Origin of the sequence: Ramlibacter montanisoli, from assembly GCF_013087525.1 — a bacterium.
Lineage (GTDB): Bacteria > Pseudomonadota > Gammaproteobacteria > Burkholderiales > Burkholderiaceae_C > Ramlibacter > Ramlibacter montanisoli.
The window spans coordinates 1-21109 of record NZ_JABFCS010000002.1; the positions used below are offsets into that span (position 1 = coordinate 1).

At 67.4% G+C, this 21109-nt stretch carries 17 protein-coding genes, 1 tRNA gene and 6 pseudogenes; 12 read left to right on the plus strand and 12 right to left on the minus strand.

The features are described 5' to 3' along the window. Nucleotides 1–467: 467 nt before the first annotated feature. Nucleotides 468–611, minus strand: a complete 144-nt coding sequence (locus HK415_RS22215; RefSeq protein WP_171563604.1) for a hypothetical protein — start codon at nucleotides 609–611, stop codon at nucleotides 468–470. 374 nt (nucleotides 612–985) lie between these two features. Beyond that, a pseudogene (locus HK415_RS22220) lies at nucleotides 986–1615 on the minus strand (DUF3683 domain-containing protein); the annotation flags it as partial. Nucleotides 1616–1800: 185 nt separating this feature from the next. On the opposite strand from HK415_RS22220, the gene ugpB reads away from it, so the two are divergent. From ugpB to ugpQ, 5 genes and pseudogenes are all read left to right on the plus strand, one after another. Continuing rightward, nucleotides 1801–3114 (plus strand): sn-glycerol-3-phosphate ABC transporter substrate-binding protein UgpB, encoded by a 1314-nt coding sequence (gene ugpB, locus HK415_RS22225; RefSeq protein WP_171556312.1) that lies wholly within the window; start codon nucleotides 1801–1803, stop codon nucleotides 3112–3114. Nucleotides 3115–3247: 133 nt separating this feature from the next. Beyond that, nucleotides 3248–4129 carry a sn-glycerol-3-phosphate ABC transporter permease UgpA gene (gene ugpA / locus HK415_RS22230; RefSeq protein ID WP_171556311.1) on the plus strand — a complete coding sequence of 294 codons (882 nt, stop codon included), beginning with the start codon at nucleotides 3248–3250 and terminating at the stop codon, nucleotides 4127–4129. A gap of 1 nt (nucleotide 4130) precedes the next feature. Next, complete coding sequence (gene ugpE / locus HK415_RS22235) at nucleotides 4131–4985, plus strand: sn-glycerol-3-phosphate ABC transporter permease UgpE (RefSeq protein WP_171556310.1); 855 nt, start codon at nucleotides 4131–4133, stop codon at nucleotides 4983–4985. Nucleotides 4986–4993: 8 nt separating this feature from the next. Further along, nucleotides 4994–6003: pseudogene (locus HK415_RS22240) on the plus strand (sn-glycerol-3-phosphate import ATP-binding protein UgpC). Next, nucleotides 6000–6734 carry a glycerophosphodiester phosphodiesterase gene (ugpQ, locus tag HK415_RS22245; protein ID WP_171563606.1) on the plus strand — a complete coding sequence of 245 codons (735 nt, stop codon included), beginning with the start codon at nucleotides 6000–6002 and terminating at the stop codon, nucleotides 6732–6734. Before HK415_RS22240 ends, ugpQ begins: the two are co-directional and overlap by 4 nt. 9 nt (nucleotides 6735–6743) lie before the next feature. Here ugpQ and HK415_RS22250 read toward each other — a convergent pair whose 3' ends face one another. The 3 genes and pseudogenes from HK415_RS22250 to HK415_RS22260 form a co-directional block, all read right to left on the minus strand. Next, on the minus strand, nucleotides 6744–7334 hold the full coding sequence (locus HK415_RS22250; protein ID WP_171563820.1) for a DUF3501 family protein: 591 nt from the start codon (nucleotides 7332–7334) through the stop codon (nucleotides 6744–6746). Nucleotides 7335–7339: 5 nt separating this feature from the next. Continuing rightward, a pseudogene (locus tag HK415_RS22255) lies at nucleotides 7340–8691 on the minus strand ((Fe-S)-binding protein). A gap of 104 nt (nucleotides 8692–8795) precedes the next feature. Next, nucleotides 8796–9218, minus strand: coding sequence for a rubrerythrin family protein (locus HK415_RS22260; protein ID WP_171556308.1), 423 nt, complete (start codon nucleotides 9216–9218; stop codon nucleotides 8796–8798). 243 nt (nucleotides 9219–9461) lie between these two features. Between HK415_RS22260 and HK415_RS22265 the strand changes: the two genes are divergently transcribed. The 4 genes and pseudogenes from HK415_RS22265 (at nucleotide 9462) to HK415_RS22280 (ending at nucleotide 14833) form a co-directional block, all read left to right on the plus strand. Next, on the plus strand, nucleotides 9462–10079 hold the full coding sequence (locus tag HK415_RS22265) for a VOC family protein (protein WP_171563607.1): 618 nt from the start codon (nucleotides 9462–9464) through the stop codon (nucleotides 10077–10079). A 23-nt stretch (nucleotides 10080–10102) separates the two neighbouring features. Next, the gene (locus tag HK415_RS22270; RefSeq protein ID WP_171563608.1) at nucleotides 10103–11821 is read left to right on the plus strand and encodes an FAD-dependent oxidoreductase; all 1719 of its coding nucleotides are present in this window, start codon (nucleotides 10103–10105) and stop codon (nucleotides 11819–11821) included. Further along, a complete protein-coding gene (locus HK415_RS22275; RefSeq protein WP_171563609.1) occupies nucleotides 11818–12009 on the plus strand; it encodes a DUF2783 domain-containing protein in 192 nt (63 codons plus the stop codon). Before HK415_RS22270 ends, HK415_RS22275 begins: the two co-directional genes overlap by 4 nt. 9 nt (nucleotides 12010–12018) lie before the next feature. Continuing rightward, nucleotides 12019–14833: pseudogene (locus HK415_RS22280) on the plus strand (valine--tRNA ligase). Here HK415_RS22280 and HK415_RS22285 read toward each other — a convergent pair. Next, nucleotides 14834–15883 carry an NAD(P)-dependent oxidoreductase gene (locus HK415_RS22285; RefSeq protein WP_171563610.1) on the minus strand — a complete coding sequence of 350 codons (1050 nt, stop codon included), beginning with the start codon at nucleotides 15881–15883 and terminating at the stop codon, nucleotides 14834–14836. 118 nt (nucleotides 15884–16001) lie between these two features. On the opposite strand from HK415_RS22285, the pseudogene galU reads away from it, so the two are divergent. Then, nucleotides 16002–16877, plus strand: a pseudogene (galU, locus tag HK415_RS22290) (UTP--glucose-1-phosphate uridylyltransferase GalU); the annotation flags it as partial. Here galU and HK415_RS25975 read toward each other — a convergent pair. The 6 genes and pseudogenes from HK415_RS25975 to cysM all read right to left on the minus strand — a co-directional run bounded on the left by HK415_RS25975 (nucleotide 16867) and on the right by cysM (nucleotide 19398). After that, complete coding sequence (locus tag HK415_RS25975) at nucleotides 16867–16995, minus strand: hypothetical protein (RefSeq protein WP_256373127.1); 129 nt, start codon at nucleotides 16993–16995, stop codon at nucleotides 16867–16869. The pseudogene galU and the gene HK415_RS25975 sit on opposite strands and share 11 nt — an antisense overlap. A gap of 62 nt (nucleotides 16996–17057) precedes the next feature. Further along, nucleotides 17058–17540, minus strand: a pseudogene (locus HK415_RS27350) (aldose epimerase family protein); the annotation flags it as partial. Beyond that, complete coding sequence (locus tag HK415_RS25750; RefSeq protein WP_253262378.1) at nucleotides 17456–17710, minus strand: hypothetical protein; 255 nt, start codon at nucleotides 17708–17710, stop codon at nucleotides 17456–17458. The pseudogene HK415_RS27350 and the gene HK415_RS25750, both read right to left, overlap by 85 nt. A 15-nt stretch (nucleotides 17711–17725) precedes the next feature. After that, the gene (locus tag HK415_RS22300) at nucleotides 17726–17953 is read right to left on the minus strand and encodes a sulfurtransferase TusA family protein (RefSeq protein ID WP_171563612.1); all 228 of its coding nucleotides are present in this window, start codon (nucleotides 17951–17953) and stop codon (nucleotides 17726–17728) included. A gap of 2 nt (nucleotides 17954–17955) precedes the next feature. Next, nucleotides 17956–18492, minus strand: a complete 537-nt coding sequence (locus tag HK415_RS22305; protein ID WP_171563613.1) for an NUDIX hydrolase — start codon at nucleotides 18490–18492, stop codon at nucleotides 17956–17958. Between the two features lie 3 nt (nucleotides 18493–18495). Then, complete coding sequence (cysM, locus tag HK415_RS22310) at nucleotides 18496–19398, minus strand: cysteine synthase CysM (RefSeq protein ID WP_171563614.1); 903 nt, start codon at nucleotides 19396–19398, stop codon at nucleotides 18496–18498. A gap of 41 nt (nucleotides 19399–19439) precedes the next feature. On the opposite strand from cysM, the gene HK415_RS22315 reads away from it, so the two are divergent. Together HK415_RS22315 and HK415_RS22320 are read left to right on the plus strand one after the other, a co-directional pair. Then, nucleotides 19440–19526: transfer RNA gene (locus tag HK415_RS22315), tRNA-Leu, on the plus strand. Between the two features lie 489 nt (nucleotides 19527–20015). Beyond that, nucleotides 20016–21098, plus strand: a complete 1083-nt coding sequence (locus tag HK415_RS22320; protein ID WP_171563615.1) for an MraY family glycosyltransferase — start codon at nucleotides 20016–20018, stop codon at nucleotides 21096–21098. Nucleotides 21099–21109 lie beyond the last annotated feature (11 nt).

Here is a 21109-nt window from a genome sequence, read left to right on the forward strand (position 1 = left end):
CCGGACAGCGCGGAGGAGCCGGTGATCGCGCGATAAACGCGTCGGCTCCTTCGCGGCGCCTGTAGAAACGTGCCGCTTCTGTGCCACTGGCGATGACGCAGCACGTAGGCTGTTACCAGGTGCGCGGCCGAGGCGCCGTCGAAGTTTGGTCGCGTAATAGCACGCAGCCAGGCCGAGTAGCTCTCCAGCTGTCCAGCGATACTGGTGGTGAAGGCATCTGTGGCCCGGGAGGCTAGCAGGTGGCCACCTGTTCAAGTTCAGGCCGGCAGCCTGAAGGCGTCCCAGCTGGGTGAGGATCTCCAGCTGCGGTAGCTGAGCACTCCAGCCTGCTGGTGCCGGGAGCTGAGACGCGGCATGGATGCTGGAACTTCTGCTCATCGGGGATGGCGTCTGGCGGTCGTAACATGAAATGGGTGTCGACCGCCGAAGACCTGAGGCGCACGCGGCGATGCCCGGCGTACTGCGGGTTACCCATCCTTCACCACCGCCGCTTCACCACAGTCGCCGCGGTAGGCGGCGATGCCGGCGGTCATGGATTCGGCGAAGCGCCTGAAGGTGGGCACGACCCAATCCTTCTGGCTGGCATTGAAGTCCTTGGCCAGGTCGTTCACCCATCTTCACCGAGCGCGCCGCCCACTGCGGTACCACTGGATCTCAGGTCTGTGACATTGCACTGACACGATGAACGCGCCAACGCGAACAACTGAAGGCTGCGGGCGGCAACGGCCAGCGCGGGAACGCGAGATTCCATCTGGATCACTCCTCGTTCTCGACCGCGAGATGCGTGCACGCGCGCGTAACTCTACGGTTTTCGTGTGACGAGCGCCGCACCGCCTCCGGCAGCATGCTGCGGGGTGCATGGGCGTCGGGGTCAGCGCAATCCCTACCTGCAGGACGACCGGTAACACAACCCCTCAGCCGTGCACCTGTTGGAAGACATTGCACCGCCTCTCCGATGAACGGCAAGCGCCGCGAACAACAGATGGACCCGCAGCGACGGCTCGATGCAGCCCTTCACCAGGCCGGCCATCTCCGCTTCGGTGTCGGGCGTGAGCACCACGAAGGGGTACTCGACGCGCCAGTCGGTCGCATCGGTCACGTGCGAGACGCGCGACATGCCGTCGAACTTGATGTTGTCCTGGCCGTGTACTTGCGCAGCAGCCGCTGCGTGCGTGCGCAGCCCGGCGGTCTCGCCGAAGGCCTGGTCGAAGTGGTGCACCGCGGCCTGCGCGGCCTCGAGCAGCTTGCCCACCAGGCCGTCGCGCTGCGGGTCCGCCTGCGGGTCGCGGCGCTTGCCGATCTCGGAGAGGCGGTGGTGCAGCGCTTCCACCAGCATGCGGCGGCGCTTGGGGCTGTCCAGCAGGTCGTCCTGCAGGTAGGGATTGCGCTGCACGACCCAGATGTCGCCCAGCACCTCGTACAGCATGCGCGCCGAGCGGCCGGTGCGGCGCTCCTCGCGCAGCCGGTTCAGGACTTCCCACGCGCGCGTGCCCAGCACCCGGAGCACGATCTCGCGGTCCGAGAACGAGGTGTAGTTGTAGGGGATCTCGCGCAGGCGCGGCGCGTCGCCGTCCACCGCAGCCATCAGTTGTTCGAGTGTCGTTGGCGCGTTCATCGTGTCAGTGCAATGTCAGCCAACAGGTGCACGGCTGAGGGGAGATGTTACCGCAGTGCAGCAAGCCACAGGCCCCGACGGTCATGGGAAACCCGCTTGTTGCTGCCGGAGGGCGCCTGTCTAATCCGCGTCACACGAAAACCGTAGAGTTACGGGCTTCACGCATTCGAACAGGAGTGATCCAGATGAAATTCAAGTTCCCCGCGCTGGCCGTTGCCGCCGCTGCCTTCTTCGCCGCGGCACCCGCCCAGGCACAGACCGAGATCCAGTGGTGGCATTCGATGGGCGGCGCGCTCGGTGAATGGGTGAACGACCTGGCCAAGGACTTCAATGCCAGCCAGAAGGATTACAAGGTCGTGCCCACCTTCAAGGGCAGCTACGCCGAATCCATGACCGCCGGCATCGCCGCCTACCGCGGCGGCAATGCGCCGCACATGATCCAGGTCTTCGAGGTCGGCACCGCGACCATGATGGCCGCCAAGGGCGCCATCGTCCCGGTCGCGCAGGTGATGAACCAGGCCGGCCTGAAGTTCGACCCCAGCATCTACGTGCCCGCGGTCGCCGGCTACTACACGGCACCGAACGGGCAGATGCTCAGCTACCCCTTCAACAGCTCCACGCCGGTCTTCCACTACAACAAGGACGCCTTCAAGGCCGCCGGCCTGGACCCGGACAGCCCGCCCAAGACCTGGCCCGAAGTGGCGCTGGCCGCCGCCAAGTTGAAGGCCTCGGGCCACAAGTGCCCCTTCACCACCAGCTGGATCAGCTGGACGCAACTGGAGAGCTTCTCGGCCTGGCACAACGTGCTGTACGCGACCAAGAACAACGGCTTCGGCGGCACCGACACGCGCCTGGCCTTCAACAGCCCCCTGCACGTGCGCCACGTCGAGAACCTCGCCAACATGGCCAAGAGCGGCCTGTTCGTCTACAAGGGCCGCGAGAACAAGGCCGACGCGACCTTCGTGTCCGGCGAATGCGCCATGATCACCGGCTCCTCCGCGCTGTCCGGCGGCGTGAAGCGCAACAGCAAGTTCGCGGCCGGCATCGGCACCCTGCCCTACTACCCGGACGTCCCCGGCGCGCCGCAGAACACCGTCATCGGCGGCGCCAGCATCTGGGTGATGGCCGGCAAGAAGCCCGAGGAATACAAGGGCGTGGCGCACTTCCTGAACTACCTGTCCAAGCCCGAAGTCGCGGCGGCCAGCCACCAGCGCACCGGCTACCTGCCGGTGACCAAGGCCTCGTTCGATCTGACCGAGAAGGCCGGCTTCTACAAGCAGAACCCGGGCTACGACGTCTCGGTGAACCAGATGGTCCGCAAGACCACGGACAAGTCGCGCGGCGTGCGCCTGGGCAACTTCGTCCAGATCCGCACCATCATCGACGAGGAACTCGAAGGCGTGTGGCAGGGCAACAAGCAGGCCAAGGAAGCCCTGGACAACGCGGTGAAGCGGGGCAACGAGCAGCTGGAGCGCTTCCAGAAAGCCAACAAGTCCTGAAGTGTCATCCCCGCGCAGGCGGGGACCCAAGAACGTTGTGAAGGCCCCGCACCGCGGGGCCTTTTGATGAAAGCCTTGGATTCCCGCCTGCGCGGGAATGACGGACGCCACAACTCATACACAATACGCCGCCATGGAGAAGAGGGTCCTGTTCAAGTCGGCATGGCTGCCGTGGGTGCTGATCGCGCCCCAGATGGCCATCATCCTGGTGTTCTTCTTCTGGCCCGCCGGCCAGGCGCTGTACCAGAGCGTGCTGCAGGAAGACGCCTTCGGCGCCACCAGCGAGTTCGTCGGCCTCGAGAACTTCCGCCGCCTCTTCACCGACCCGGGCTACCTCGACTCCTTCCGCATCACGGCGATCTTCTCCGTGCTGGTGGCGGTCGGGGGCCTGGCCATCTCGCTGCTGCTGGCGGTGATGGCCAACCGCGTGGTGCGCGCCGCCGGCATCTACAAGACCCTCCTGATCTGGCCGTACGCGGTGGCCCCGGTGGTGGCCGGCGTGCTGTGGCTGATGATGTTCGCCTCGCCCTACGGCGCGATCCGCTACGCGCTGATCGAGATGGGCTTCGAGTGGAACCACCTCCTCAACGGCAACCACGCGATGGCGCTGATCGTGATGGCGGCGATCTGGAAGCACATCTCGTACAACTTCCTGTTCTTCCTGGCCGGCCTGCAGTCGATCCCCCATTCGCTGATCGAGGCGGCGACCATCGACGGCGCCGGGCCGTGGAAGCGCTTCTGGAGCATCGTGTGGCCGCTGCTGTCGCCCACGACCTTCTTCCTGCTGGTGATCAACGTCGTGTACGCCTTCTTCGAGACCTTCGCGATCGTGGACGCGGCCACCAACGGCGGCCCGGGCAAGGACACCTCGATCCTGGTCTACAAGGTCTACTACGACGGCTTCAAGGCGATGGACATCAACGGGTCGGCCGCGCAGTCGGTGGTGCTGATGGTGATCGTGGTCGCGCTCACCGTCATCCAGTTCCGCTTCGTCGAGAAGAAGGTTCACTACTGACATGGTCCAGCGCAACCCCATCCTCGATTTCTTCACCCACCTGATCCTGATCCTGGGGGTGGTGATCGTCTTCTTCCCGATCTACGTCACCTTCATCGGCTCCACGCAGACCGCGCAGCAGATCAGCTCCAGCAACCCGATCTCGCTGCTGCCGGGGAACAACATCGTGGAGAGCTACCGCTTCGCGCTCTTCGGCGGCAAGACCGAGGCGGGCGCGACCGTGGCACCGGCCCTGCCCATGATGGGCATCAGCCTGGCCAGCGCGCTGATCATCGCCATCGGCAAGATCGCCATCTCGCTGCTGTCGGCCTTCGCGATCGTGTACTTCCGCTTCCCGGCCAAGAACATCGTGTTCTGGATGGTGTTCGTCACGCTGATGCTGCCGGTGGAGGTGCGCATCGGGCCGACCTACGAGGTGATCTCCAACCTCGGCATGCTCAACTCGATGGCGGGCCTGACGGTGCCCCTGATCGCGTCCGCCACGGCGACCTTCCTGTTCCGGCAGTTCTTCCTCACCGTGCCGGACGAACTGGTGGAGGCCGCGCGCATGGACGGCGCGGGGCCGATGCGCTTCTTCAAGGACGTGCTTCTGCCGCTGTCCAAGACCTCGATGGCGGCCCTGTTCGTCATCCAGTTCATCTACGGCTGGAACCAGTACCTGTGGCCGCTGCTGGTGACCACCGACGAGAAGATGTACCCCATCGTCATGGGCATCAAGCGCCTGCTGTTCGGCGAGGTCTACATCGAGTGGAACGTGGTGATGGCCACGGCCATCCTCGCCATGCTGCCGCCGGCGGTGGTGGTGATCCTGATGCAGAAGTGGTTCGTCAAGGGCCTCGTCGACACCGAAAAGTAAGAACACAGATGGCTTCCATTTCCCTGCGCAACGTCATCAAGAAATACGGCACGGGCAAGAGCGCCCTGCAGGTGATCCACGGCATCAACGCGGAGATCGCCGACCGCGAGTTCATCGTGATCGTCGGGCCGTCCGGCTGCGGCAAGTCCACGCTGCTGCGCATGGTGGCCGGCCTGGAGGAGATCAGCGGCGGCGAGATCGCCATCGGCGACCGCGTGGTCAACGAGCTGGAACCGGCCGAGCGCGACATCGCCATGGTGTTCCAGAACTACGCGCTCTATCCGCACATGAGCGTGTTCGACAACATGGCCTACGGCCTGAAGATCCGCAAGGTGCCGGTGCCCGAGATCAAGGCGCGCGTGGACAAGGCCGCGGGCATCCTCGAACTGGGGCACCTGCTCGAACGCAAGCCGCGCCAGCTCTCCGGCGGCCAGCGGCAGCGCGTCGCCATGGGCCGCGCGATCGTGCGCCAGCCGCAGGTCTTCCTGTTCGACGAGCCGCTGTCCAACCTCGACGCCAAGCTGCGCGCGCAGACCCGGCTGGAAATCCAGAAGCTGCACCGCGAGCTGGGCATCACCTCCCTGTTCGTCACGCACGACCAGGTCGAGGCCATGACGCTGGCGCAGCGCATGATCGTGATGAACGCCGGCAACATGGAGCAGTTCGGCACGCCCGAGGAGGTGTACCACCGGCCGGCCTCCACCTTCGTCGCCAGCTTCATCGGCTCGCCGCCCATGAACCTGCTGAAGGACGTGCAGGGCGGCCGCCGCGGCGCCATCACCGGCATCCGGCCCGAGCACCTGGACGTGGGCGACGCCGGCTGGGAAGTGCGCACCGAGACGGTGGAACTGCTCGGTGCCGAACGCCTGGTGTACGGGCGGGTCAACGGCGAGCAGCTGATCGTGCGGATCGAGGAAGGCCAGCCCTCCCCCGCCCCGACCAGGTGATCCACGTGAAGCCCCGCGAGGACCGGCTGCACTGGTTCGACGCGGACAGCGGCAAGCGCATCTCGGCATGAAGGCCTGGCCCTATCCGCGCTGGGTGGCGCACCGCGGCGCGGGGAGGCTGGCGCCGGAGAACACGCTGGCTGCCTTCCGCCTCGGCGCGGAAAACGGCTACCGCATGTTCGAGTGCGACGTGAAGCTGTCGGCGGACGGCGTCCCCTTCCTGATGCACGACGCGACCTTGGAGCGCACCACCAACGGCATCGGCCTCGGCGGCGACCAGCCCTGGGACCAGCTGGCGCGGCTCGACGCCGGCAGCTGGCACTCGCGCGCGCATGCGGGCGAGCCGCTGCCGACGTTCGAGAACATCGGGCGCTACTGCCTGGCCAACGGCTTCTTCCTGAACATCGAGATCAAGCCGACGCCGGGACTGGAAGCCAAGACCGGCGAAGTGGTCGCGAACCACGCCGAGCGCATCTGGCGCGGCACCGAGCTGCCGCCGCTGCTCACGTCCTTCCGTCCCGAGTCGCTGCAGGCGGCCCTGCAGGCCCAGCCGCAACTGCCGCGCGGCCTGCTGCTGGACACCTTGTGGGATGGCTGCTGGGACCATGCGCAGCAGCTGCAGTGCGTGGCGGTGGTGTGCAACCACGCGCTGTGGGACGCGGCGACAGTGGCCAAGGCCAAGGGCCTGGGGCTGCGCACCCTGAGCTACACGGTGAACGACGAGTGGGCGGCGCAGCGGCTGATCGCGCTGGGCACGGACGGGATCATCACGGACCGGGTGGACCTGTTCTCGCCGGCCTGAGCGACAGCCCTATTTCAAATCCCCCGCCAGCGAAGCCAGCGTCTCCGGCGCGATCGCCACGTGCGCCGGATAGTTCGTGTGGTCGCACCCGAGCTTCACCGCCGCGCCCGCCTTCACCGCCTGCCGCATCGCCGGCGCGAGCTCGAAGCGCAGGAAGTGCACCGCCGAGGTCTTCTCGTCGTTCTCCCGGTCCAGGTCCTCGTCGGCGATCGCGTAGACGCGCGGGTGCCCTTCCACCTCGACGAACATGCGGTCTTCCACGCCGATCAGCCGCGCCAGCTCGCGCTTGCGTTCGTTGATGTCGGGGTACTCGATCATCATCGTCGCCTTCCAGTTGCTGCCGTCCGGCACCAGCGGCGCATAGGCATCGATCTCCTGCTGGATGCCCTCCTCCTCGAAGATCTTCTCGATGCGCAGCATCTCCTGCACCTGGTAGCGCATGGTCAGCTCGCTTTCGAACTGCACCGACACGTGCTCGCCCAGCGGGACGGCGCGCAGCTTGCGGTGCGCGACGAGCTCCGCGTGGTGGTGCTTGCGCCACTTCGCATAGGCCTCCAGCGTCATCAGGCTGTCGGCGGTGATCTTGCCGGTGGTCTGCATCATGCTCACTCCAGTCCGTAGGCCATGCGCACCAGGGTGATCGGGTGCTCCAGCTGCGGCGTGCCCAGTCCGTTGCGGTCGAAGCCCTGGCGGATGTGGTGGCCGCCCAGCGGGCAGTCGGACGCGATGTAGTCGGGCGCGCCGCCCTCCGGGTGCTCCGCCATCCGCTTGAACAGCGGCTTGCCGATCTTCATCGCGACCTCGTGGTACGCCTTCTTCACCCCGAAGGTGCCGGCGTGCCCGGAGCAGCGCTCGTTGGTGTGCACCGAGGTGCCGGGCACCATCTTCAGCAGCTCCTCGGTCTTGCGGCCGATGTTCTGCACGCGCGTGTGGCAGGGGACGTGGTAGCTCACCTTGCCCAGCGGCTTGGGAAACTCCGTCTTGAGCAGCCCGTCGCGGCGGCGCGCGCCCAGGTACTCGAAGGGATCCCACATCGCCTCCTTGACGGCCTGCACCTCGGCGTCGTCGGGGTACATCAGCGGGATCTCCTGCTTGAACATCAGCGTGCAGCTGGGCACGGCGGAGAGGATGGCGTAGCCCTCGCGCGCGTACTTCGCCAGCACCGGGATGTTCGCGCGCTTGCTCGCGTCCACCGAATCCAGGTCGCCGAGTTCGAGCTTGGGCATGCCGCAGCACTGCTCCTTCTCCACCAGCACGTAGGGCACGTCGTTGTGCGCAAGGACCTTCAGCAGGTCCAGGCCGATGCCGGGCTCGTTGTAGTTGATGTAGCAGGTGGCGTAGATCGCGACCTTGCCCGGCGTGCGCTCGCCGTTCTTCACCGGCAGGTCGGCGGCCTTGGGCGCCGCGCTGCGGAACTTGCGTGTAGCCAGCGAGGGCAGCCAGGCGTTGCGGTCCACGTGCAGGGTGCTTTCCATCAGCGCCCGCATCGGCCTGGTCTGGTTCACCGCGTTGGCCGCCTGCACCACGATCGGGATGCCGGCGAACTTGCCGTGGACGTCCGTGGACGACAGGAACTTCGAGCCGAAGTCCACGCCGCCGTTCTTGAACTTGATGGCCTTGGCGCGCAGCATGGTGTGCGGGAAGTCCACGTTCCACTCGTGCGGCGGAACGTAAGGGCACTTGGTCATGTAGCAGAGGTCGCACAGGTAGCACTGGTCGACGACCTTCCAGTAGTCCTTCTTCTCGACCCCGTCCACCTCGCCGCTCTTGCCCTCGTCGACCAGGTCGAACAGCGTTGGGAAGGCGCCGCACAGGGCGACGCAGCGGCGGCAGCCGTGGCAGATGTCGAAGATGCGCTCGAGCTTCTTGAAGGTCGCGCCTTCGTCGTAGTACCCGGGGATTTCCAGTCGATGGGGTGGCGCGTGGGCGCCTCGAGACTGCCTTCGCGGACGGCCATGGGTGGTACTTCGCGTTGTTGTAAGGGCTGGAATTGGAGCACGCCGCGCGCGCCCCCACCCCAGCCCTCCCCGGAGGGGGAGGGAGGAAGTGAGGAGACCGGGTTCAGTCGGCCAGTTCGTTCAGGGCCTTGGTGTAGCGGTTCGCGTGCGAGCGCTCCGCCTTGGCCAGCGTCTCGAACCAGTCGGCGATCTCGTCGAAGCCTTCCTGGCGTGCCGTCTTGGCCATGCCCGGGTACATGTCGGTGTACTCGTGGGTTTCACCGGCCACGGCGGCCTTCAGGTTGTTGCGCGTGCTGCCGATCGGCAGGCCAGTGGCCGGGTCGCCCACCTGCTCCAGCCATTCCAGGTGGCCGTGCGCGTGGCCCGTCTCGCCTTCGGCCGTGGAGCGGAACAGCGCCGCCACGTCGTTCTGGCCTTCGACGTCCGCCTTGTTTGCGAAGTACAGGTAACGGCGGTTGGCCTGGGACTCGCCGGCAAAGGCGGCCTTCAGGTTCTCTTCCGTCTTGGAGCCTTTCAATGCGGCCATGGGGTTCTCCTTCGAGGTGAATGAAGACAAAGCGTCGCGCCCCGGCGGCGCCGGAGACGCTGCAAGCGTAGTGAGGCCCGGCGGCGGCGTCTAATAGCCAGGCTCAATGCACTCCATGCAGCATGGCTATGAACAAGGTCCAGTTGATAACCGATCTCAAAGAGCGCCCGCCGCCGGGTCGACTCGCCCCCGGCATTACGGTACAGTAAACGCATTACGCATTGGTAAACGACAGGAGACACGATGGCCGCCGTCCTCAAGAGCCCGGGCGCCCTGCCCGCGCCCGCGCCGATCCAGCAGCTGCACCACTACGCCTACCGGGCGCGGGATGCCGAGGAGACCCGGCATTTCTACGAGGACATCCTCGGCCTGCCGCTGTACCACATCATCCAGAGCGACTACGTGCCGAGCACCGGCGAGTACTGCCCGTACACGCATTTCTTCTTCCGGCTGCAGGACGGCTCGTTCATCGCCTTCTTCGACCTCGGCGACGACCAGGCCTGCGAGCCCTCCCCGAACACGCCCAAGTGGGTGAACCACGTCTCCTTCCGCGTGGACGACATCCAGGCGCTGAAGGACATGAAGGCGCGGCTGGAAGCGCACGGGATCGAGGTGCTCGGCATCACCGACCACCACATCTTCCACAGCATCTACTTCTTCGACCCCAACGGCATCCGCCTGGAACTCACGGCGCAGCTGGCGGACGAGTTCCAGATGCTGCAGGAGAGCAAGACCGCGCACGCGCGCCTGAACGACTGGACCGCGCGCAAGGAACAGTGGCGCAAGGAGCGCGCCGAAGGAAAGGTGGCGGCGCCGCTGAAGCCGCAGCAGAATGACAGGCCCGAGTTCGTGAAGAAATAGGCCAAGGCAGGAGGACAGCGACGATGGCGGAGAGCTACAAGGAGACCGGCTTCGGCAACGGCTACGAGTTCACCCAGGGCACGGGCTACGAGCTGCCGGAATATCCCTTCCGGGAGCCTCCGGAGATCGCGGCCGGCGAGCCCAGCCACCATCCGGTCGTCATCGTCGGCGGCGGCATCACCGGGCTGACCGCGGCCTGCGCCCTCGCCCAGTACGGCATCCAGGCCGTGCTGCTGGACGAGGACAACACCGTCGGCGTCAAGGGCGCATCCTCGCGCGGCATCTGCTACACGCAGAAGTCGCTGGAGATCTTCGAGCGCCTGGGCGTGTACGAGCGCATCGCCGCCAAGGGCATCCAGTGGAGCGTGGGCCGCACCTTCGCCGGCAAGGACGAGGTGTATTCCTTCGACCTGAAGCAGCAGAGCGCCTTCAACCTGTCGACGCAGCCACCCTTCATCAACATCCAGCAGTTCTACATCGAGGGCTACCTGGTCGAGCGCATCTACGAGCTCGGCAACGTGGAGCTGCGCTGGAAGAACCGCGTGACCGCCTTCCGGCAGGACGGCGAAGGCGCCTTGCTGACGGTGGCCACGCCGGCCGGCGAATACCAGCTGCGCGCCGACTACGTGCTCGACGCCACCGGCAGCCACAGTCCCTTCCGCCAGTGGGTGGGCGCCTCGGTGACGGCGAAGAAGGGCGACGACCGCTGGTGCATCGCCGACGTGCGCTTCCGCAAGCACCCGCCGGTGGAGCGGCATACCTGGATCGAGGCGCCCTTCAATGACAACCGCGCCGTGTGGCAGCACCTGATGGGCGACAACGTCTGGCGCATCGACTACCAGATGGCGCCGGATGCCGACCCCGCGGAAGTGAGCCGCGAGGAAGTCGTGCGCGAACGCCTCACGCGCCAGTTCGGTCCCGACGCCGGCGTCGAGATCGTGTGGGTCGGGCCCTATGCCTACCGCAGCGAATGCGTCGACCGCATGCGCCACGGCCGCGTGTTCTTCATGGGCGACTCCGCCAAGGTGGTCAGCCCCTTCGGCGCGCGCGGGGGCAACACCGGCATCGCCGATGCCGACAATCTGGCCTGGAAGCTGGCCGCGGTGCTCAAGGGCCGCGCGGCCCCGGCGCTGCTGGAGAGCTACCACGAGGAAAGGCACGAGGCCGCGCAACAGAACGTGATGGTGACCAACCGCACCGCGCGCTTCCTGCGCCCGGCCACCGCGGTGGAGAAGCTGTTCCGCGACGCGGCGCTGGGCCTGGCGCGGCAGCACGTGTTCGCCCGCCAGTTCGTCAATACCGGGCGCATGGCGGTGGCCAACCCCTACACGCGCACCAGTGCCTGCGACCGCTCGGGCGGGCAGTCGGTGCAGAACGTGGCCTTCGACTGGCCGGATGGCTCGCAAGGCAGGGTCAACGACCTGCTGCGCTGGTGCGACGGCCGCCTGCTGGTGCTGGTGTTCGGCGCGACCGCGCCCGCATCCCTGGAGCGGCTGCGTGGCCTGGCCGAGACGGCGCCGATCCGCTGCGTGCAGGTGCTCGGCCCGACCGAGCGTCCCGGCGCGCGCGAACACCTGCGCGACCCCAAGGGCCACCTGCAGGGCGCCTGCCACGTGTTCGGCCATGCCTGGGCCCTGGTGCGGCCGGACGGCTACGTGGCCGCCACCGGCGAGAGCATCGATGCCTCGCTGGTGCACGCGGTGGGACTGGCACTGGGCGCCCGCCTGGAGGAATCCGAATGAAGACCATCCTGAACCAGCAGGACGCGGACAGCTTCTACGAACAGCTGCTGGACGCCCACCAGGGCCTCGACGAGCGCCAGTCCGCCCTGCTCAACGCCCGCCTGATCCTGCTGCTGGCCAACCACCTGGGCGATGCCAAGGTGCTGCACGAATGCGTCGAGGCGGCGCGGCAGATGCCCGCCCCGTAAAATCCCGGGGTGAGCACCGAACAACCCGGCCTGAACAGCCTCTCCAAGTCCTTCGAACCCGCCGCCATCGAGTCCAAGTGGGGCCCGCTGTGGGAGCAGCGCGGCTACGCGCGCGCGGGCTTCCGCGGCACCGGCGCGCCCCAGGCGGGCGAGCCCTCCTTCGCGATCCAGCTGCCGCCCCCGAACGTGACCGGCACCCTGCACATGGGCCACGCGTTCAACCAGACCATCATGGACAGCCTGACGCGCTACCACCGGATGCGCGGCTTCAACACGCTGTGGGTCCCCGGCACGGACCACGCCGGCATCGCCACCCAGATCGTGGTGGAACGCCAGCTGCAGGAACAGGGCACCAGCCGCCACGACCTCGGCCGCCCGAACTTCGTGCAGAAGGTCTGGGAGTGGAAGGAGAAGTCGGGCAACACCATCACCACGCAGATGCGCCGCATGGGCGACAGCGTGGACTGGTCGCACGAGTACTTCACGATGGACGGAAGCTCTCGAAGATCGTGACCGAGACCTTCGTGCAGCTGTACCGCCAGGGCCTGATCTACCGCGGCAAGCGCCTGGTCAACTGGGACCCCGAGCTGAAGACCGCCGTGTCGGACCTGGAAGTGGAGAGCGAGGAGGAGGACGGCTTCCTCTGGCACATCCGCTATCCGCTGGCCGACGGTTCCGGCCACCTCACGGTCGCGACCACCCGGCCGGAGACCATGCTGGGCGACGTGGCCGTGATGGTGCATCCCGAGGACGACCGCTACCGTCACCTGGTGGGCAAGTACGTGAAGCTGCCGCTGTGCGACCGCGAGATCCCGGTCATCGCCGACGCGTACGTGGACAAGGCCTTCGGCACCGGCGTGGTGAAGGTGACGCCCGCCCACGACCCGAACGACTACGCGGTGGGGCAGCGCCACCAGCTGCCGATGATCGGCGTGCTGACGCTGGACGCGAAGGTCAACGACAACGCGCCCGCCGCCTACCGCGGCCTGGACCGCTTCGTCGCGCGCAAGAAGGTGGTGGCCGACCTCGAGGCGCATGGCCTGCTGGAGGAGACGAAGAAGCACAAGCTCATGGTGCCGCGCTGCGCCCGCACCGGCCAGGTGGTGGAGCCCATGCTCACGGACCAGTGGTTCGTGGCGATGACCAAGGTCAGCCCGCAGGACCCCACGCGCAAGTCGATCGCGCAGAAGGCGATCGACGCGGTGGACAGCGGCGCGGTTCGCTTCGTGCCGGAGAACTGGGTCAACACCTACAACCAGTGGATGAAGAACATCCAGGACTGGTGCATCTCGCGCCAGCTCTGGTGGGGCCACCAGATCCCCGCCTGGTACGACGAGCAGGGCGAGGTCTACGTCGCGCGCACCGAGGCGGAAGCGCAGGCGCAGGCGCCCGGCAAGAAGCTCGTGCGCGACCCCGACGTGCTGGACACCTGGTACTCCTCCGCGCTGGTGCCCTTCTCCACGCTCGGCTGGCCGGAGAAGACGAAGGACATGGACCTGTACCTGCCGTCCAGCGTGCTGGTGACCGGCTACGACATCATCTTCTTCTGGGTCGCCCGGATGATCATGATGACGACCCACTTCACCGGCCAGGTGCCCTTCCGCCACGTCTACATCCACGGCCTGGTGCGCGACTCGCACGGCAAGAAGATGAGCAAGTCGGAAGGCAACGTGCTCGATCCCGTGGACCTGATCGACGGCATCGCGCTGGCGCCGCTGCTGGACAAGCGCACCACCGGGCTGCGCAAGCCCGAGACCGCGCCCGCCGTGCGCAAGAACACCGAGAAGGAATTCCCCGAAGGCATCCCGGCCTACGGGGCCGACGCGCTGCGCTTCACCTTCGCGGCGCTGGCGACGCTCGGGCGTTCGATCAACTTCGACTCCAAGCGCTGCGAGGGCTACCGCAATTTCTGCAACAAGCTTTGGAACGCCACCCGCTTCGTGCTGATGAACTGCGAGGGGCAGGACCTGTCCGAGGCCGACGCCAGCCTCACCTTCGCCGACCGCTGGATCATCTCGAGGCTGCAGCAGGCCGAGGCCGAGGTGGCGAAGGGCTTCGCCGAGTACCGCCTGGACAACGTCGCCAACACGATCTACCAGTTCGTGTGGGACGAGTACTGCGACTGGTACCTCGAGATCGCGAAGGTGCAGATCCAGACCGGCAGCGCCGCGCAGCAGCGCGGCACGCGCCGCACGCTGATCCGGGTGCTGGAGGCGATCCTGCGCCTCGCGCACCCCGTGATCCCTTTCATCACCGAGGAACTGTGGCAGACGGTGGCGCCCGTCGCCGGCAAGACCGGCGAGTCGATCAGCGTCGCGCCCTACCCGCAGGCCAATCCGGCCAACGTGAGTCCGGAGGCCGAAGCCTGGATGGACAAGCTCAAGGCGGTGGTGGATGTCTGCCGCACGCTGCGCGGCGAGATGAACGTGTCACCCGGCACGCGCCTGCCCGCGTACGTGCTGGGCGACGCCGCGTTCATGCGCGAAGCGGCCCCGTGCTGCAGGCGCTGGCCAAGCTGAGCGAAGTGCGCATCTTCGACGACGAAGCGACCTGGGCCGCGGCCGCGCAGGCCGCGCCGGTCGCCGTGGCGGGCGAGGCGCGCCTGTGCCTGTACATGGAGATCGACGTGGCCGCCGAGAAGGCGCGCCTGGGCAAGGAAGCCACGCGCCTGCAGACCGAACTGACCAAGGCCACCGGCAAGCTGGCCAACGAAGCCTTCGTGGCGAAGGCGCCGCCCGCGGTGATCGAGCAGGAGCGCAAGCGCATCGCCGAATTCACCGCCACGCTGCAGAAGGTGCAGGCGCAACTGCAGCGCCTGGGCTGATCAGCGCTCGTCGGGCAGCGGCGCGTTGTCCGAGAGCGGCGCGCGATCGGACAGTGGCGCGGGCTGGCTTTCGGGCGGCGCCACCGAGTCCAGGCCCATGGAGGCGCTCAGGATCGGCTCGAAGCCCGAGTTGCGCGGCGCCGTCAGCACCTCGTGCAGGCGCTGCGCGACGTACCAGCTGGCGCGCACGCGCGACTCGCGCGTGTAGGACCCCAGCCTCGGCGTGAGGAACAGGTTGCGCTGCTCGTGCAGGGGCGTGCCGCGCGCGGCGAAGCCGGCTTCGCCGCCATCCAGCATGGCCGCCTCGATGCGGCCGTCGCCCAGCGCCCGTGCGAGCGCGTCCGGGTCGAACAGCGAGGAGCGGGTCGTGCCGACCCACACCTGCCCCGGCTTGCAGTGCGCCAGCACCTTGTCGTTGACGAAGCGTTCGTAGCGCGAGGCATAGAGCACCTGCACCGACACAGCGTCCGACTGCGCCATCAGCTCCTGCAGGCCCACCGGCTGGATGCGCAGGCGCTGCCAGGTGGCGGCGGTGTGGTGCACGGCGGGGTCGTAGCCTATCAGCCGTGCGCCCATGCCATCGAGCATCATCGCCAGCGCGTGCGCGGACGGCGCGAGCCCGAGGATGCCGATGGTGCTGCCATGGATCTCGCGGCCCAGCGTGGCGGGCGCCGTGCGGTCACCCTTGATCGAGGTGCCGATGCCGCGCCGGAACAGCAGCAGCAGGCTGGCCAGCAGGTATTCGGCGTTGGAGCGCACGTGCGCGTTGATCGCCTGCACCACCCGGATGCGGCGCTCGCGGCAGGCTTCCAGGTCGGTGTTGTCGGTGCCCACGTGCATGCGGGCCAGGCCGCGCAGCACCGGGGCGAAATCGAGGAACTCGCGCGTGACGACCACCTTGCGCGGCAGCACCAGCGTCTGCACGTTGTACAGCTGCTTGCGCAGGGCCCCGAGGTCCTGCGCCAGTTCGGGCCGGTACGCCACGCGGTGGCGCGCTTCCAGCCACGCGTGCGCTTCCGGCACCAGCCGCTCGAGCAGAAGGATGTCCAAAACGAAGGTTCTCCGTCTTCACCGCAAGGACCACTTCTTGGGGAAAATGTCCGTCCGTTGCCAGCGTCGGCACACTCTAGCCACAACCCCACAGGCGGTCGATGAAAAACTTCACACTGTCACCAAAGCGGTCTTCCCCGTCGCCGGCCTCGGGACCCGCTTTCTGCCCGCCACCAAGGCGCAGCCCAAGGAAATGCTGCCGATCGTCGACAAGCCCCTGATCCAGTACGCGGTGGAGGAGGCCTACGAAGCCGGCATCCGCCACATGATCTTCGTGACCGGGCGGAACAAGCGCGCCATCGAGGACCACTTCGACACGGCCTACGAGCTGGAAAGCGAGCTCGAGGCGGGTGGCAAGGAGGAACTGCTCTCGCTGGTGCGCACGCTGGCGCCGGAGGACATGGACTGCTCCTACGTCCGCCAGCCCCGCTCGCTGGGCCTCGGCCACGCCGTCCTGTGCGCCAGCCACATCGTGCGCAACGACCCGTTCGCGGTGCTGCTGGCCGACGACCTGATGATCGGCCCGGAAGGCGGCCCGGGCGTGCTGTCGCAGATGGTGGAAGTGTTCCAGGAGGTGCAGACCTCGGTGCTGGCCGTGCAGGAGGTGCCGCTGGAACACGTGCAGCGCTACGGCATCGTGGCCGGCGACCCGGTGGGCGAGCGGCTGGTGAAGGTGCGGCAGATGGTGGAGAAGCCCTCGCCCGAGAAGGCCCCGTCGCGGCTGGGCGTCGCAGGCCGGTATGTGCTCACTCCGGCAGTCTTCGACTGCATCCGCAACCAGCCGCGCGGCAGCGGCGGCGAGATCCAGCTGACCGACGGCATCGCGCAGCTGATCGCCACCGAAGGGGTCCACGCCTTCCTGTACGAGGGCAAGCGCTACGACTGCGGCAGCAAGCAGGGATTCCTGGAAGCTTCCGTGGAGTTCGCGCTGAAGCACCCCGAGGTGGGCGCGAGCTTCCGCGACTACCTGCGCTCCCTGGCCCTCAAGGGCTGAGCGGGCCCGCTTCCAGCCGCTGCAGGCCGCGCCAGGTCTTGCCCGGCGCGAGCTGCACGGGCTGCGCCGCCACCGCGGCTTCGATGCACAGCATGCGCAGCCAGTCCTGCGGCGGCATGTCGCCAGGCGCGCCGCGCGCTCCGGCCCCGGATTCCAGACCACGGTGTCGACGAAGCCCTCCTGCAGCACGCGGCGCGGCGGCATCCCGCCGCCTTCCAGTCGCAGCATCGCCGGCGCCTGCCGGTAGACGCGGTCGATCTCGCCCGGGAAGGTGAGCGCCGCCACCGACTGCCGGCCCAGGGCATTGGCCTGCGTCGCGTCCTCGTACTGCAGCCCCTGCAGCCCGAGCACCTTGGCGCTGCGCACGTCCTGCACTGCGAGGTAGGTGTGGAGGGCGCCGGTGAAGGCAAAGGCCGTTCGGCCCGTGTTGGCGGCCTGCAGCTCGAGCTCGATCCAGCCCGGGCCCAGCCGCACGACCAGCACGAGGCAGAAAGCATGCTCCCAGGCTGCTGCGGCCGCCATCGCGGAGTCGAGCTGGAAGCGAGCTTCGGCGACGGTGGCGCCCGGAGTCGGCTGCGTCACCAGCTCCCAGCGGCTGGTGCGCGCGAAGCCATGCTTGGCCAGCGGACCGCGTTCGGAGAACTGCGGAAAGCAGACGGGCACGCCCCCGCGCAGGCCTTGCCGGCGGCAGGCGCGGACAGCGGGCTGCGGTAGATCTGTTCGGAAGCACCTGCGGGGACCCAGGACAGCAGCTGCGCGCCGTGCAGCGTGACGCTCGCTGCATCGCCGCCGGCATTGCGCAGCACGACCAGCGATTCGTCGGCCGCCGTCACCGGTCCGCCTGCACGCTAGCGCCGGCGCAGCACGTGGATGAACTCGTCGCCAACGGTCTGCTGCTCGACGAGCTCGTTGCCGGTCTGCTTGGAGAAGGCCTGGAAGTCGCGCAGCGACCCGCCGTCGGTGGACACCACCTTGAGCAACTGGCCGCTCTGCATGTCGGTCAGGGCCTTCTTCGCCTTCAGGATGGGCAGGGGGCAGTTCAGCCCGCGGGTGTCGATTTCCTTGTCGATCTGCATCGCTACTTCTCCTCGGGTGGCCGCACCGGTTCCATGAACTGCGGCTCCAGGCCGCGGCTGCGCAGCCAGTCGGCCAGCGCGTAGCCGGTGCCCGCCGGCCAGCAGCGCAGCTGCTCGTACGCGAACAGGCGGTAGTCCACCAGTTCCGGCGACAGCTTCACTTCACCCTCGCACACCGCATGGTAGGCGATGATCACCTGGTTCATGCGCTGGAAGTCGTAGACACCGATGAGGTCCACCGAGAGTGCGCGCAGGCTGGTCTCTTCCTCGATCTCGCGCACGATGCCGTCCTGCGGCGTCTCGCCGGCTTCCATGAAGCCGGTGATCAGCGCGTACATCTTGTGCGTCCAGGCCGCGTTGCGCGCGAGCAGGATGCGGTCCTGGTACTGCACGACGGCGGCGAGCACCGGCGTCGGGTTGTTCCAGTGCGTCCAGTTGCAGGCCGGGCAGCGCAGCCGCTGCTTTTCGCCGCCGTCCTCCTGCTGCGCGATCCACGCCAGCGCCGTGGCGCACTGCGGGCAGAAGCGGTACTCGCCCATGGATCAGGCGGGGAAGACGCCGGTGGACAGGTAGCGGTCGCCGCGGTCGCACACGACGAAGACGATGGTGGCGTTCTCCACCTGCTGCGCGATCTGCAGCGCAACCCAGCAGGCGCCGGCGGCGGAAATGCCGGCGAAGATGCCTTCCTCGCGTGCCAGGCGGCGGCACATCTCCTCGGCCTCGTCCTGGCTGACGTAGACCAGCTCGTCCACCGTGGTGGGATCGTAGATCTTCGGCAGGTATTCCTGCGGCCACTTGCGGATGCCGGGAATGCGCGACCCTTCGTTCGGCTGCGCGCCGACGATCCGCACTTCCGCGTTCTTTTCCTTCAGGTAGCGCGAGACGCCGGTGATGGTGCCGGTCGTGCCCATCGCGCTCACGAAGTGCGTGATGCGGCCGCCAGTCTGGTCCCACAGCTCGGGCCCGGTGGTCTCGTAGTGGACGCGCGGGTTGTCGGCGTTGGCGAACTGGTCCAGCACGCGGCCCTTGCCTTCGCGCTGCATGTTCTCGGCCAGGTCGCGCGCGTATTCCATGCCGCCACTCTTGGGCGTGAGCAGCAGTTCGGCGCCGAAGGCCTTCATGGTCTGCGCCCGCTCGATCGACAGGTCCTCCGGCATGATCAGCACCATGCGGTAGCCGCGGATCGCGGCGGCCATCGCCAGAGCGATCCCGGTGTTGCCTGAGGTGGCCTCGATCAGGGTGTCGCCCGGCTTGATCTCGCCGCGTTCCTCCGCGCGCTTGATCATCGACAGTGCGGGACGGTCCTTGACCGAGCCGGCGGGATTGTTGCCTTCTAGTTTTCCGAGGATGACGTTGCCGCGTTTCGCGTTGTCCGCCGCGCCTATGCGCTGCAGCACCACCAGCGGAGTCCTGCCGATCGCATCCTCGATCGTGGGATATTGCATGCTGTCACTGTGCCATAATTTCTTTTCCCCCTCGAGACGCTGCCGGAGTGGCGAAATCGGTAGACGCAGCAGACTCAAAATCTGCCGGTGGCAACACCGTGCCGGTTCGATTCCGGCCTCCGGCACCAGCGCGCCTGACCACCCCGAGCCCTTCTTCCTTGAATTGGCCCTCCGGGGAATTCTTCATCGCGCCCGCCACCTTCCGGCATCACCGCTCTGAAGGTGCAGCGGTGAACGGTGACGGTCGAATCAGCTGGACACACCGGCCGAGCACAGCGACCCTGAGACTCCAGCGCTTCCCACCCCGGAAATGCTGTAGATGGAACCGCAGTCACGCGAGAACCGGCATGCTCCCGGCCTGCACGCCGGCAAAGCATTGATGCCGCCCAAGCTATTCCCAATCTTCAATTGCCGAGCTGCTTTCCCCAATGAAAGCAATTCGAGCTCTGCAATGGAAATGGCGCATGCTTGCTACACGGCCCAAATTGGTATTGCGGTCGCTGCGTGGTTGCAATAAAGTGCGACCCTCTGTGACACGATGTGTTGAGCTTGGCACGGCGCCCGCGCCCACAGAACCAGAACAGGAATAGAAAACCGTGCTCTCCTTCGGTTTACCCATGGCGATTGCGATCACGCTGGTCATTTCGCTGCTCCTGGCCCAGGCCCTGGTGCTCAGTGCGCACAAGCATGGCCACCTGACGATGGACCTGCCCAGCGGCGTCCAGAAATTCCATTCGAACCCGACGCCGCGTGTCGGCGGCATCGCGATCTACGTGGCCGTCACTGCCGCCTGGCTGCTGGTGCCCGGACGCGCCGAGACCAACCTGCTGTCCACCATCCTGCTGGCCGGCATGCCGGCCCTGCTGGTGGGCCTGACCGAGGACGTCACCAAGCGGGTGAGCGTGCGCACGCGCCTGCTGGTCACCATGGGCAGCGGCGGCCTCGCGGCGCTGTGGACCGGCATCGGCCTCACGCGCGTCGACGTGCCGGTGGCGGACGTCCTGCTGTCCGTGTGGCCGGTCGCGGTGCTGTTCACGGCCTTCGCCGTGGGCGGCGTGGCCAACGCCGTCAACATCATCGACGGCTTCCACGGGCTCGCCAGCGGCACGGTGATCATCTCCTCGCTGGCCCTGGCGGCCATCGCGATGTCGGTCGGCGACATGCCGCTGGCCACGGTGGCCTTCGTGCTGGCGGCGGCGGTGGCCGGCTTCTGGCTGGTGAACTTCCCCTGGGGCAAGCTGTTCCTGGGGGACGGCGGCGCCTATTTCTCCGGCTTCGCGCTGGCCTGGCTGTCGGTGGAACTGCTTGCCCGCAACCCGGGCGTGTCGCCCTGGGCGAGCGTGCTGCTCTGCGCCTATCCCACCGTGGAAGTGGTCTACAGCATCGTGCGCAGGCGCAAGCAGCGTCGGTCTCCGGGCGAAGCGGACCGGCGGCACCTGCACAGCCTGGTGGCCACGCAGTTCGTCCAGCCGCGCCTGCAGGGGGTCGCACCCAACCTGCGCAATGCGGCGGTGTCCATGCTGATGTGGATCTGCGCGGCCGTGCCGGTGATTCCCGCGGTACTGGCTCCCGGGCGTCCGGACCTTCTGCTCGGTGCGCTGGCACTGTGCGTGCTCGCCTACCACCTGACCTATCGCCGCCTGGCCGCCTCGGCCGACGAGGCGGAGCTGGGCCAGCCCGCCATCGACCTGCGCGCCTGAGCGCGCTCTGG